Genomic DNA, 13,023 nt, shown 5'->3' with positions numbered 1-13,023 from the left:
GGACGCCCGGGAATCTGGTCACAGCGCTCTCCATTCTTGGCCACCCCGAGCCGCTCCGCACGCTGTGGCCGCAGACGGGGTACCGGGCTGGGCGCGAGCGAAACGTGTCGGTGGGGGAGCGCGCTCGGGGTCCGCAGGGGGGGCGTGCGGGGACGTGGCGAAGCCGCGGTCCCCCGGCCGGTCGGCCGCCCGACGGCGGCGGGCGGCGGGCGGCGGCCGGTGGGGCGTCCAGCGCACAGGGCGAGTGCGGCCACCGCCGCGAGCCAGGTGCCTGGTGCGTTTTGCAGGGTGATGCCTCATGTCCAGTGGCGTACGGGTTCATCGGGGATCGAACCGGCCCGGCCCGGCCACGGTCTGCGTCAGGGGCGGAACAAGCCTCGTGATGCGGTGGCCAGTTCCGGCCTCACGCCACTTCCCCTGTGGCCGCTACATTCACCCCCGACCAGACATGTACACGACCAGGGGGAATGGGCAACGATGCGTTCCACAGGACCCGTCAGCCGCATCGGCAGATCACGCGCGGCAGTGACCGCTACGGTGGCCGTCTGGGCGGTCACCGCCATGGGCCTTGCCGCCTCACCGGCTGCCGCGGCACCCGCCGACACGACGTCGCCCCGGCCCGGCGACTCCTGTACGGCGGCCGACCTCGGCACACGTCACCCGTACATCAAGTCCACCGAAGTGTCCCCGACGATCACCCACTTCAAGGGCTGGTACGTCACCGAGGGCACCACCGGCAACCAGACCGTCACCACCAGCACCCAGACGACCATCACGGTCTCCGTCGGGCTCAACAACACCATCGAGGGCGGTTTCGCCGCCGAGACCCTCGGCAAGGCCGGAGTGAGCGTGGGCCTGAACGTCAAGATGGAGTCCTCCTCCACCAGCAGCGAATCGAACTCGGTCGCGTGGAACTTCAACCAGCCCGGCTACTACGGCGTCTACAAGGGCACCAAGAAGGTCACCGGCACGTACGGAAGCCTCAACTGCAACCGCGTCCAACAGGGCGACGGCAGCTGGGCGTTGAAGTGGGCCGAGGGGCCCGGCGGTGGCAGCTTCACCACCTACACCACCCTTGAGGAAGGCGCGGTGCGCTGCCAGGACCAGGTGCCCCCCGGCAGCATCATGGCCAAGGCGCAAACCCTCCTCGACTGCGGCTCGGCCGCCGCGAAGGCCGACCACCCGGCGGGTGCGGTGGCGCCGACGGCGAAGCAGAAGCGGGACCGCCTCGCGCAGCAGCGCCAGACTCTCACCAACGGCACGTCCGCCGGACAGCCCAAGGCCGCCGGGCGCGGCGCACGGGCCGCTCTCGACTGCCAGGCCGAGGTCTACAAGATCGCCGTACCCGGCAAGCCCCTGTCCTGGGGCGCACCGATCCTGGCGGCCGACGCTGTCCGCCTGCGGCCCTCGTCGATCTTCAGCGCCCACCTGGACAACTGGCGCCTGTGCAACGTGACGGAGAGCAACGGGGTCATCGAGGCGACTCTGTGGAACTGGGGCATCGGCGGGTGCGCGACCATCGCCGGGCAGAACCCGGCCGCTGAACGGGCGGCCGTGACGACGGCTTCCTGCACGGAGGACGACCTCCAGCGGTTCTACATCTACCGCGACGTACCCGGCAGCTCGAAGGTCGGTGTGCAGAACAAGTACACCGGCTCCATGATGGGCCACGACCGGTACGCGGACGGGGAGTTCATACGCCAGTACTCCGGCGGCAGGCAGGACGGTACGGGTACGTACGCCCTGACCCGAGTCTGACGGCCCCCGGGGACGGCCCTCACCCCGTGAGCGGCCCTCACCCCGGGAACGGCCCCCACCCCCGCGAGCGGGGTAAGCCTGTTCGATACGGGGTGTGTAGCGGCCCTGCCTGCCCAGTTCCGCGGCCGCGGAGAGCAGGGTGGAGTCGTTCTCCGCGTTGACCACGTGCGCGCCAAGACGCTGCCCGCGCGCGTGGTCGGCGACCGTCGCGACGCGCGCCGGATCGCGCGTGATCGCGACGAGGCCGTCCAGGGATCCGGAGGCCGCGGTGTCGAGCGCGATGTCGACGCCGCGCGGAGCGAGAGCGGAGGGGCGCTGCACGAGGCCGGGGCCGTACGTGGTCGGGACGGCGCCGAGAGAGGTGAGGAACGCGTGGTTGCGTTCGCTGGCCGTCCCGATCACGGTGGCACCTCGTGCCCCGGCGACCTCGACCGCCGCGCTGCCCACGCCTCCGGCGGCGCCCTCGACGAGAAGGGTGCGTCCCGTGAGGGGGCCGAGCGCGTTCAGGCCGCACATCGCGGTCATGGACGCGAGGCCTGCGCCCGCGGCCTGCTCGTCGTTCCACGTGTCGGGGGCCTGCTCGATCACCAGGCTCTCCGGTCAGCTGGATACCAAGACCGGCTACGGGAGACCCTCGATGACACACCGGCCACCGCTGCCACCCGACTTCTTCGACGAGCTGTGTCCGTCCTCGCTGCTGCCCTTCCGCTTCGGTGACAAGTGGGCGCCCATGGTCCTGCGCTGTATGGGGGACGGTCCGCGTAGATTCTTCGAACTGCGCGTACCGCTGGGCCGTGTCACCCCGAAGTCGCTCACGCAGTCGCTGCGCGGTCTGGAGCGGGGCGGGTTCGTGTTGCGCACGGTGCGCGCCGACCCGAAACTCCGCGTGGAGTACGCGCTGACACCGCCGGGCCGCAGCCTGCTGGAGCCGCTGACCGCCGCGTGCCGATGGGCGAGCGAGCACTGGGACGAGCTGCTCGACGCCCGCGCGACGGCGCCCCCTCCACCGGCTGATCCGCACCTGCGTTGACTCCCGCCTGCGCTGACTCCCGCCCGCGTTGACGCGCAACTGCCGCGGCGCGCAAATGCGTTGACTTACACACAAGGCCGCGCATCAGCAATTGACCGACTGTTCAAAGGCTGTTGAGCAGTGATTGACAGCCGTGCCGGACAACGCCGAGGAAGTGCTGCGGCGTGCGGCGCGCGAACTGCTGCCGCTGGGCGTGCCGTTCAAGTTCATCGGCACGGTCGCACGGCTGCGCCGGTCGCTCGCCCGCGACTACCAGCTCCAACAAGGGTGGGGTCTTCCGGGTCGACGACCGGCAGGGCGGTGCGCCCGTGGTGATCAAACAGGGGCGGCCCTGGCTCGACGTGGAGAACGACGGGCGGGACGTACGGGATCTGCTGCGCACTCGTCGCCCTCGGGCCGGGTAGGCCGATCGCGCACCTACCCGGTGCGCGGCGCGCCCCGCTAGCGTCGCACGGTGGCCGACTCATACGCGGAGCTTGCCCGGTATTACGACCTGATCATGACGTCGGGCTACTACGACTACGACGCCTACGCGCGCGAGCTGGTGGCGGGCATCGGCGAGCGCCGGGACGTCCTGGAGCTGGGGGTGGGGACGGGGCTGGTGTGCGAGCGGCTGTTGGAGCTCGCCCGTGCGGGGCTGCGGCTCACCGGCATCGACCACACCCAGGGCATGCTGGCCCGGGCGCGAGCACGGCTCGGCGGCCGGGTGCGGCTCATCGACCAGGACATCGTCAGCGCGGCGTGGGGGCCCGCGTTCGACGTGGCCTACTCGGTCGGCGGGGTCTGGCTCTGGCTCGCCGACCAGGACGGCGCCCACCTGGGCAGTCACCTTCTGCGGGACGACGAGAACACCGCGGGGCTGGAACGTCTCGCCGCCGCCCTGCGGCCGGGCGGGCTGTTGCTGCTGTCCGTCCAGGAAGCACATCGCTCCTCGGAGCGATCGCTGCCCGGTGGACTCCGCTACGTCCAGCACGTCCAGGACGGCGGAGACGGGCGGATCGTCAAGGACTACTTCGTCCTGCGGAACGACACCGTGCTGGCGCATCAGCACTCCGCCTACCGCCTGTTCCCCGAGGAGGAGGCCGGTCGGCTCCTGGCGCGGGCCGGGTTCCGGCCACGGCCCGGACCGGGCACGGGCGCGCTGTTCCGCCAGTACGTCCGCACGTGACCGCCTCCGCGTCCCGGCCGCGGCCGCCCCCACTCGCGGAACGTCAGCCGACGTAGGCCTCGACACGGTCGCGCCCGGTGGTCGGTCACGCCACGAGCAGGCGGAGGCCGAGATCTGCCGCGTCGAGGCCGGCGAGGTCACCGTTCCGCTCGGCCCACCGCCCGGAACGCAGGTCGTCACCGAGGCTTCGTACCGCCCGCTGCTCGGCCTCGGGCCCCACCCTCGTCCACACCGACACCGCACGGCGCACGTCCTCCTCCAGATACGCCGCGGGACGGCGCCAGTACGCCTCGAACAGGCCGTCGGCACAGTCCCAGGGGATGGGCACCGGCTCGGCGCGGGCGCCGATCGCGTCGGCCATCCCGGCGAGCGAGGGAAACTCCGTGAGGACGGCGGCGAACTCGGGAAGGTAGTCGCGGGTGAGCCAGAACCGGTCCGGCCATCCGGGCTCGTCGGTGTCGAACGTCAGCACCACCACGCGGCGGGCCACGCGGCGCATCTCCCGCAGCCCCGCGATCGGGTCCCCCCAGTGGTGCACGGTGGAGACGGCCATCGCGACGTCGAAGGACCGGTCCTCGAACGGCAGGCTCTCCGCGGCGGCGGCCACGCACGGAGCCGAACCGGCGGGCCGCTGCTCCCGCATGACCGCCGATGGCTCCACCGCGGTCACGTCGCGATCAGCGGGTTCGTAGGAGCCGGTGCCCGCCCCGACGTTCAGGACCGTCCGCGCGTCGCCGAGCGAGTCCCAGATCCGCTCGGCGATCCGCGGCTCGGTGCGCCTCGTCGCGGTGTACGCGCCCCCGATGGTGTCGTACAGCCGTGCGCCAAGCATTTCCAGTTGCTCCTCCGGTGTCACCTTCAGTCCCTTCGCCCGCGTCGTGAGTTCCCTGTCGATGGCCGCCACCATGGCGTCGGCCCGATCGCGCCGCTCCAGCAGCAGGCCGCGCAGCCGCCGCAGGCGCGCCACCGCGTCGGTGGACGGGTCGCCGACCAGTTCCGCGACCTCCCGCAGCCCGAAGCCCAGCCGCCGATAGGCCAGCACTTCCCTGAGCCGCTCCACGTCGCCCGCCGAATAGGCCCGGTACCCGGCCGCGGTCCGCGCCGACGGCCGGACGAGCCCGATCTCGTCATAGTGATGCAGCGTGCGGACGCTCACGTCGGCCAGCTCGGCCACGCGCCCCACAGTCCAGTGATCTTTCACGGCACCGACTATGCGGCCTGACGCCACGTGAGGGTCAAGAGCCACTTTCATGCGGTGTGGGAGCGCCCTGGGCGGACCCGCGTCCGGGTGCTGGTCTTGTGCATCGGCTGCGAGGTGGTGACGGTGGGGTCATGCGGCCAGGGCGGGCCGCGTGAGGAGGGGCATCGTGAAGCACGATCTTGGCGAGCTGGGACGTGTGGGCCGTCTGCTGAGTGAGGTGCTCGGCCTGCTGGAGGGCGAGCGGCGGCGTTTGGAGGAGCGGTACGGGCCGAACCCGGGCGGGGACCACTCCGCGGGTGGTCCCATGCAGACGATGCACGGGATCAGGGATCTGTGCGAGGGCGTGCGCAGGGCACTGAAGGGCGTCGCCCTGGGCGTCGGGTACATCTCGCTGGGCCTGGACGCGGAGGCCGACCACGCGGTGCGGATGGTCCGCAAGGGCATGCTCGCTGTGCCGTCGGGCGTGGACCGGATGGCGCGCCCGCTGGGCGAGGACGTCGTACGCGCGCTGGAGAGGCTCCGTGATCTGGACGGCTTCTTCGACGGGGACCTCGCGCTCGAGGTGGACGTGGCTCTCGCGGCGCCGCAGGCGACCTATCCGCCGGACGACTGGGCGGAGTACGACCGGCAGCGGCGCACCCGGCCCGACTGACGGACGGCCCGCCCCCACCCGGGGCGGGCCTCGTCGACGCGGGCCGTCCCCACGGCTCACTCCTTCAGGCTGTAGAAGTGCATGGGTGAGTTCGGCGTGAAACCGATACGCGGGTACACGGGAGCCCCGGCGACGGTCGCGTGCAGCGTGGCGCGGGTCAGCCCGGTGGCGCGGGCGCCCTCGTGCAGCGCCTTGCGCGTGACCGCCTCGCCGTAGCCCCTGCGCTGCCACTGCGGGTCGGTGGCGACGAAGGCGACGAAGAGGCGCCCCTGCGCTTCGACCGTAGCGGCGCACGCCACCGGCACGTCCCCCCGCATGGCCAGGTAGGCGTACATCTCGCTCTTCCAGCGCGCGGAGCCGACCAGGCCGTCGCGGGCTTCCTCCAAGGGGAACCCGTAGGCGCGTGCCTGGAGGTCCGCGTAGGCCCGCAGGTGCTCGTCGGTACGCACCCGCACGAACGTCAGGTCGGGGTGGACCGGGTCGGGGACGGGCAGCAGGTCTCCGGCCATGCCCGTGCCGGGGAAGGCGTACTGCAGACCGGCCTGCTCGGCCGCCGTGGCCAGCGCGGCGCGCGCCTCCTCGTCGAGGAGGTCCTCGAAGAGCCACAAGAAGCCCGGGTGCTTCTTCGCGCGCATGATGTCCGCCGCCTCGCCCAGGCGCCGCGCGGCGAGAGCGGCCCCTGCTCCGGGCTCGGTCAGGGTGACGCAGTTCCAGAACGCGAAACGGGAGTCGGCCCAGCGGACGGCGATGCCGGGAAGGTCGCGTACGTCCGCGTCCGCGGCGCGGTCGAGCACCATGGCGCGCCAGGCGACGGCGAGCTGCTCTGCCGATTCGATGGACTCCGTGAGGTCGGTCACCGTACTCCCCTGGGGCGTTGAGGTCGTTGAGGTCGTGGAGGCTTCGGGGCCGGGAGCGGACGGCTCCGGGGCCTCGGGGCCACCGGGAACCGCATGCGCGGCGCGCGGTGTCGCTGCCATCAGATGATGCCTTCGAACTGCTTGTCCTCGGTGGGGGAGCTGGAGCGGGGCACGTGGTAGGCGCTGCGTCCGAAGCGCCTCCACAGGGCGGCGATGAGGAAGGCCACCACCACGGCCACGGGCGTGTAGTTGAAGGTGGTGGCGGTGATCGGGCTGCTCTGCGGCAGCAGGAACAGCACCGTGACCGCCCCCGCCCACACCACCGCCACCCAGCCGATCGGCCGGCTCCAGCGGCCCAGGTGCCAGGGCCCCGGGGAGAAGCGGTCGCGGTGGAGCAGCCGCAGCAGCACCGGGATGGCGTAGGCGGAGGTGAATCCCACGACCGAGATGGCGGTCACCGCCGCGAAGGCCGTCGAGGAGTACAGGGACGGCAGGGCGAGGACGAACGCCACGGCGACCGCGAGCCAGACCGCGTTGGCGGGGATGGCGGTGCGGCGGCTGACCTTCTTCCAGTGCGCCGATCCGGGCAGGGCGCCGTCGCGGGCGAAGGCGTAGATCATCCGGCTGGCGCTGGCGGTCACGGTGTAGCCGCACAGGAACTGGGCCACGATGATCACGAGGAGCAGGGCCTTGGCCGCGGCCATGCCCAGGGCGTCCAGCAGGATCTGCGCCACGGGCACGTCGGTCGGGCTGTTCAGGGTCGCGGCGTAGTCCTGGATGGCGAACAGCAGCGTCGCCAGGAGGATGCCGCCCGCGATCCAGGACACCGTCACCGAGCGGAAGATCCCGCGGGCCGCGGCGACGGAGGCGTGGTTGGTCTCCTCGCTCAGATGGGCCGAGGTGTCGTAGCCGGCCAGGGCGAAGACCGGCAGCAGCATGCCGAGCAGGACCACGTACACCGGGGCGCTCCAGCCGGTGTTGTTGGTGAACTCGGAGAAGACGAAGCCGGCCGACTGGTGGTCGGAGGGCACGAGCGCCAGGGAGCCGATGATGACGACGGCCCCCGCCAGGTGCCACCACGCGCTCACGGACGTCAGGATGTTCATCAGCCGGGTGCCGAAGAGGTTCAGGACGGCGTGCAGCGCGAGGATGACCGCGTACAGGGCGAGCAGGGAGCCCGGGGTCGGCGTGTAGTCGAACTGCAGGTTCATCCACGCGGCGGTGAACGTCGCGATGCCGTAGTCCTGGGCGGCGATGCCGCCGAGCAGGCCGAGCAGGTTGAGCCAGCCGGTGTACCAGCTCCACCGCTCGCCGCCGAGCTGGCGGGCCATGTAGTACAGGCCGCCGCTGGTGGGGTAGCGGGAGGTGATCTCCGCCAGGGCCGCGGCCAGGCACAGCACCAGCGGCCCGACGGCGAGCCATCCCCACATGATCACCGCGGGGCCGCCCGAGTTCAGGCCGTAGCCGAACAGGAGCAGGGTCCCCGACATGATCGAAATGACCGACAGGGAGGCGGAGAAGTTGCCGAACGCCCCCATCCGGCGGTGCAGTTGCTGGGTGTAGCCCAGTGATTGGAGGATGCGCGCGTCCTCGCCGTCGTCATGGACCGGGTTCGGCCGCTGGCGCCGTGCTCTTACCGAAGTCATGGGTTCTCCGCACAGGAAAGCTGGATGAGCTGAAGGAGGGCGTGCAGGCGGGGCGCTGCCGGGCCGCCGACGGGGCGCGGCGGCGCCCGCCGCGGGGCCGGGCCGACGGTCATGGGTGTCTTCCCGGGGGCCGCGGGTGGGCTCTCAGGCAGGCGTCGCGGTCCTCCTCGAACGCCTTCTGCCACTGGTCCCTGGGATACCGGGCGTCGTACTGCCAGGGGGCGGGCGTGGCGAAGTCGCCGATGGCGTCGAACACTTCGGATGCCCACTGGGCGAAGCCGCCCCTCGCCAGCGCGTACGCGAGGTAGTTGAGGTCCAGCTGGGAACTGGTGGCCGGATCGCACGTCCGGAACCAGCCCTCGAACGCCTTCGTGACCGCTCGGGTGGTGTCCTCCCTGGTCCACAGGAGGTTCAGCGTGACCTCGGCGCCCTTGTCCCGTCGCTCCCGGTGCTCCTGGACACGGGCGTAGAGGGGCAGCAGGAGCAGGGGCGAGTCGGGCGGCGCGAACGAGACCGCCCAGCGGGCGAAGTCCGTGGCGACCGCCTGGCGGCCCGCCGGGCCCGGGTGGGCCTGGAGCGCCTGGGACATGCGGTGCCACGCCTCGCGGTTGAACGGATCCCGGCGGTGCACTTCCCCGAGGAGCCCCCACGGCCCGCGGGGCAGCAGATACTCATGGGGCGGCGGAGCCGTGTGATGCTCCGGGTAGCGTCCCTGGGTGTCCGTTTCGGCCAGGGCCAGACGGCAGATCCAGGGCACGGAGTCGTCGGGATTTCCCTCGCCCGCCCTGTGGCACGCCTGCCGGGCCCGGTCCGCCAGCGTCTCCAGGTCCCGCGCCTGCCGGGAGTCGTGCGCCTGGTGTCCGCGGTGGGCTTGCAGCACCCGCTCGGTGGCGACCCTGGCGTACATCACCCGGGCGGCGAGGCTCTCCGGTTCCTCTTCCAGCCATAACTCCACGACGTTGTTCTGGGCCGCGACGACGCCGAGGACCTGCGTCCGGGACGTCCACTGCGGCCAGGTGCCCGTCCGGGCCAGTACCTGCCGCATCTGCATCCAGTAGCCCGCCTGAATGTCCTGCACGGCCGCGTAGAGGTCCCTGTCACGGCCGGCCGGGTTCGCGCTCGCCATCAGCGCGCCTCCCGGCGGGAGCCGTGCGCCTTCGGCTGGCTCTCGTGGGTGCGGCGTCCTGGCGGTATGGGCTCCTTCACGCGGCGACCGGCCGGTTCGGACAGCGCTGCCGGGACGTGGCGGTCCGCCCGACGGTCAGCAGGGCGTCGGTGTCTCCGTACGCGTCCCCGTGCACGACCCCGTGGCGCGGCGCGCGGCCTGGCCGCGCGGAGCTTGCTGTGCGGCGCGCCGCCGGGCAGCAGCCGACATCAGCGCTACGGTTCGCCGGTTGGTGTAAGCACGACACCGAATGGTGTGCGCTGGCGGCCATGGGCGGGGGACTCCTCGGGCAGTGGGGGGGGCGGGGCGACACGGTGGTGCGAGGACGACGGCTGGGCGAACGAACAGGGCGGAGACGGCCGTTGGCTCATCTCCCGCCCGGCAGCTGTCGCTCTTGGCTGGTAGCGACTGCCTGACAGGTACTTAAGTGCTTGGAGAGGCGCATGACCAGAGGATTCCAAAAAATGCCCGGCTACTCAGAGACGATTTTCAGCCATGCGGTAAGCGGCCGTCACCATCAGTGACCGGCCCCGCCGACCGCGGCACCCAGTCGACGGACGGCCGCGCTACGGACGCTCACGCCCATGTGCGCGCGGGGACGGGAACGGGGTCGCCGTGCTCCGCGGAGCCGGGGGACCCCGTTGACCTGGGCATACTCCGTGCTCGGCGCTGGATGCGACGTCCCGCACGCGGGGCGGCGGCGCCGGACGGCGCGCGCCGCGGACGGGCGGCCGGACAGGAGCCGGACCGTCCGTGCGGTCCGCCGACGCGATGCGTGAGCGCTCACCATGCGCGTGCCGATGTTCATCGCGCATCCGCCAAGACTGGCTGGACAATGCTTGTTCCTCGCCGGTGGCGGGGGCCGGGCGGCGCGGAAGGGGTGACGCTCGATGTCACGAATGAGGCTCCCTGAAGTGCGCTTTGGTCGACATCTCGTGACGTGTGATCAGAAAGGCGTGATCGCAACGGAATCCGATGCGGGGGAGGGGGCCCGCAGCCATGCGCGCGTGGCCCACGCCGCTGAGGGCCGGGCTTGTCGTGGGGGACGGCGGGTTGGGTCCGGCGCGGCGGGCCGCCGCCCGCCAGGAGGGCGGCTATCGGCCCGCGGAGGGGTCAGGCGGTGGGCCAGCTCCGCAGCAGCGTGGCGATCCTTGCCACGGTGCAAGTGGGGTCCAGGAGCAGGTCCTTGAGGGCGACGGCGTGCTCGCGGGTGGGCTTGACGGTGATTCCCGCGGCTTCGAGGTACATGACGCCGGTGGCGGCGGCGACCGCGAGGTTGGAGCGCTCCAGCCAGCGGCAGCGGCCCAGGGTGTGGACCAGGGCGGCGGCCTTGGCGTACGGCCCGTCGTAGACGGGCTGTTCGAACAGTGCCGCCCGGTGGCGGGCGACCGCCGCGATGGGGACGCCGTAGTCGTCGGGGGCCGGATCGTTGGCTCCGGCGGCTTCCGTGACGTGCAGGATCCAGGAGACGTCGACGTGCGGCTCCATCAGGCCGCGTGCGCTCCCCGGGATGCCTGCTCGGTCTGCTCGGCCTCGTCGAAGACGGCCTGGTGCTCGGCCAGGAATCCGGCGGCCGCGTCCACCGCCCGCGCACGCAGTCCGCTGGCGTCCTCCTGGACAAGCCGGGCCAGGTAGTCGCCGATGCTCAAACCCAGGTCGGCGGCGCGCTTCTTGGCCAGGTCCGCGACGTCCTGGTCCACGCGTGCGCCCAGTTGTGTCTTCGCCATAGCACGCATGGTAACAGCTGTTACCCTGGGCGTCGAGGGGCGCGAGGGCCGGTGCGCGGATCGGTGCGAGGGCCGACGCGCGGATCCGCCCTCGCGGCTGCTCGCGGAGCTCACGCGACGTCCCAGGCCGCCTCGATCATCCGGAAGATCTCGTCCACGGCGGCCTCCGGGTCGGCCGCCTCGCGGGCCAGTGCGTAGGCCTCGGTCACGAACCGGGCGATCGTCCGGCAGGCGGTCGCGCTCCGGGTCAGGTCGGGATCGTCGATGAGGGCCGTCGCCAGCGACTCGGCGTGGCGCAGGCGCATCGATTCCTCGTACTCCCGCAGGGCGCGTGACTCGTCGATCATGCGGTAGATCTCGGCGGTGCCGTCCGCCGTGCAGTGCCGGACCATGGCCTGGATCTCGCGGCGCAGGGCGGGGATGAGCGGCTCGTGCGGCGCGCGCTCCGTGACCGCCTGCGTGAGGCGCTGCCGGAAGTTGTCGTCCTGCTCGAAGACCAGGGCCTCTTTCGAGGCGAAGTGGGAGAAGAGCGTGGTGACGGCCACGTCGGCCTCGGCGGCCACGTCACGGATGCCCACCGCGTCGTATCCGCGTTCCAGGAAGAGCCGCAGGGCGGTGTCGGCGATCTTCTGGCGGGTCGCGGCCTTCTTGCGTTCACGGCGTCCGGTCGGCACGGTCATGCCGCTGACACTACCAAATTCAAAGGAGTATCCGTTTCTAAACACTAACCGTTAGTGTTACGGTCGGTCGCATGAAGAGAGTGAGTTTCGCCGAGTTCGGCGGTCCCGATGTTCTCCGTCTCGAAGATGCCGAGGAGCCCCACGCGGGCCCCGGCCGGATACGCGTCGCCGTGCGGGCGGCCGGTGTGAACCCCGTCGACTGGCGGATCCGCGAAGGCCAGTTCCAGCAGGTCCGCCCGGTCGAGTTGCCCGCCGGGGTCGGGCAGGACGCCGCCGGGGTGGTGGACGAGGTCGGTGCGGGCGTCGACGGGGTCGAGGTCGGCGACCGCGTCTTCGGGCGGGGTTCGGGCACCTATGCCGAGCTCGCCGTGCTCACGGCCTGGGCCCCGGTGCCCGAGGGCCTGACCTTCGAAGAGGCGGCCGGATACCCCTCCGTGGTGGAGACCGCGCTGCGCATCGTCGACCAGGCCGGGGTGCGGCCCGGCCAGACGCTGCTGGTCAGCGGAGCGTCCGGGGGAGTCGGCTCGGCGGTCCTGCAGATCGCCCGCGACCGGGGCATCACGGTGATCGGCACGGCCGGGGCCGCGAACCAGGACTACCTGCGGAGCCTGGGCGCCCTCGCCACGACGTACGGCGAGGGCTGGGTCGAGCGGGTGCGGGGACTCGGCCAGGTCGACGCGGCGCTCGACCTCGCGGGGTCGGGCGTGATCCGCGAGCTCGTCGAACTGACCGGGGACCCGGACAAGGTGGTCTCCATCGCCGACCGCGGCGCGCCCGACCTCGGCGTCCGGTTCTCCGGCGTGACCGGGGACGTGCCGCGAGCGCTCGTCGCGGTCGCCGACCTCATCCGGCGCGGAAAGCTCCACATCCCGGTGGAGAAGGTGTACGCGCTCACCGAGGCCGCGGCGGCACACATCGACAGCCAGGCGGGTCACACGCGCGGGCGCCGGGTCATCGTCGTCTGAGCCGCCCCTGCCCGGCCGCGCGGCTGGGCAGACTGCCTGCCCCCCCGTGATCCTGCTCGGTCGCGCGGCCGGGTGAGCCGCCTGCCCCCCGTGACTCAGCCCGCCCGCCCGGCAGCGGAGTGTCCTCTGCCTCCCCGTGATCCGGCCGGGCCTCCCGAGCGGGAGCGGCCGGCA

12 protein-coding genes and 1 pseudogene are annotated in these 13,023 nt (G+C 72.0%); 5 read left to right on the top strand and 8 right to left on the bottom strand.

Annotated features, from left to right (window positions below; translation table 11 throughout):
- Nucleotides 1-477 precede the first annotated feature (477 nt).
- Nucleotides 478-1,758: a hypothetical protein gene (locus C9F11_RS01620; RefSeq protein ID WP_138957536.1), complete on the top strand. Its 1,281-nt coding sequence runs from the start codon at nt 478-480 to the stop codon at nt 1,756-1,758.
- Between the two features lie 69 nt (nt 1,759-1,827).
- On the opposite strand, the pseudogene C9F11_RS48435 reads toward C9F11_RS01620, so the two are convergent.
- Nucleotides 1,828-2,334 (bottom strand): annotated as a pseudogene (locus tag C9F11_RS48435) (zinc-binding dehydrogenase); the annotation flags it as partial.
- Between the two features lie 61 nt (nt 2,335-2,395).
- On the opposite strand from C9F11_RS48435, the gene C9F11_RS01610 reads away from it, so the two are divergent.
- Nucleotides 2,396-2,788, top strand: a complete 393-nt coding sequence (locus C9F11_RS01610) for a helix-turn-helix domain-containing protein (protein ID WP_138965888.1) — start codon at nt 2,396-2,398, stop codon at nt 2,786-2,788.
- Between the two features lie 454 nt (nt 2,789-3,242).
- A complete protein-coding gene (locus C9F11_RS01605; protein WP_171075603.1) occupies nt 3,243-3,956 on the top strand; it encodes a class I SAM-dependent methyltransferase in 714 nt (237 codons plus the stop codon).
- 85 nt (nt 3,957-4,041) lie between these two features.
- Here C9F11_RS01605 and C9F11_RS01600 read toward each other — a convergent pair whose 3' ends face one another.
- Entirely contained in the window at nt 4,042-5,139 is a 1,098-nt protein-coding gene (locus C9F11_RS01600) for a MerR family transcriptional regulator (RefSeq protein ID WP_171076042.1), read from the bottom strand.
- A gap of 184 nt (nt 5,140-5,323) precedes the next feature.
- Here C9F11_RS01600 and C9F11_RS01595 point away from each other — a divergent pair, with 184 nt between their 5' ends.
- A complete protein-coding gene (locus C9F11_RS01595) occupies nt 5,324-5,809 on the top strand; it encodes a hypothetical protein (protein ID WP_138957535.1) in 486 nt (161 codons plus the stop codon).
- Nucleotides 5,810-5,865: 56 nt separating this feature from the next.
- Here the strand turns inward: C9F11_RS01595 and C9F11_RS01590 are convergent, their stop codons facing one another.
- The 6 genes from C9F11_RS01590 to C9F11_RS01565 form a co-directional block, all read right to left on the bottom strand.
- Nucleotides 5,866-6,666 carry a GNAT family N-acetyltransferase gene (locus C9F11_RS01590; protein WP_171075602.1) on the bottom strand — a complete coding sequence of 267 codons (801 nt, stop codon included), beginning with the start codon at nt 6,664-6,666 and terminating at the stop codon, nt 5,866-5,868.
- A 119-nt stretch (nt 6,667-6,785) separates the two neighbouring features.
- Nucleotides 6,786-8,312, bottom strand: coding sequence for an amino acid permease (locus C9F11_RS01585; RefSeq protein WP_138957533.1), 1,527 nt, complete (start codon nt 8,310-8,312; stop codon nt 6,786-6,788).
- Between the two features lie 109 nt (nt 8,313-8,421).
- On the bottom strand, nt 8,422-9,438 hold the full coding sequence (locus tag C9F11_RS01580; protein ID WP_138957532.1) for a hypothetical protein: 1,017 nt from the start codon (nt 9,436-9,438) through the stop codon (nt 8,422-8,424).
- Nucleotides 9,439-10,590: 1,152 nt separating this feature from the next.
- Complete coding sequence (locus C9F11_RS01575; RefSeq protein ID WP_138957531.1) at nt 10,591-10,965, bottom strand: fic family toxin-antitoxin system, toxin component; 375 nt, start codon at nt 10,963-10,965, stop codon at nt 10,591-10,593.
- Complete coding sequence (locus C9F11_RS01570; protein ID WP_138957530.1) at nt 10,965-11,204, bottom strand: hypothetical protein; 240 nt, start codon at nt 11,202-11,204, stop codon at nt 10,965-10,967. Before C9F11_RS01570 ends, C9F11_RS01575 begins: the two co-directional genes overlap by 1 nt.
- Nucleotides 11,205-11,314: 110 nt before the next feature.
- Nucleotides 11,315-11,884, bottom strand: coding sequence for a TetR/AcrR family transcriptional regulator (locus C9F11_RS01565; protein WP_138957529.1), 570 nt, complete (start codon nt 11,882-11,884; stop codon nt 11,315-11,317).
- 71 nt (nt 11,885-11,955) lie between these two features.
- Here C9F11_RS01565 and C9F11_RS01560 point away from each other — a divergent pair, with 71 nt between their 5' ends.
- Nucleotides 11,956-12,849 (top strand): NADP-dependent oxidoreductase, encoded by an 894-nt coding sequence (locus tag C9F11_RS01560; protein ID WP_138957528.1) that lies wholly within the window; start codon nt 11,956-11,958, stop codon nt 12,847-12,849.
- Nucleotides 12,850-13,023: the final 174 nt, after the last annotated feature.

The sequence above is a fragment of the Streptomyces sp. YIM 121038 genome (genome assembly GCF_006088715.1).
Lineage (GTDB): Bacteria > Actinomycetota > Actinomycetes > Streptomycetales > Streptomycetaceae > Streptomyces.
This window is presented reverse-complemented; position numbering and strand designations above follow the sequence as displayed.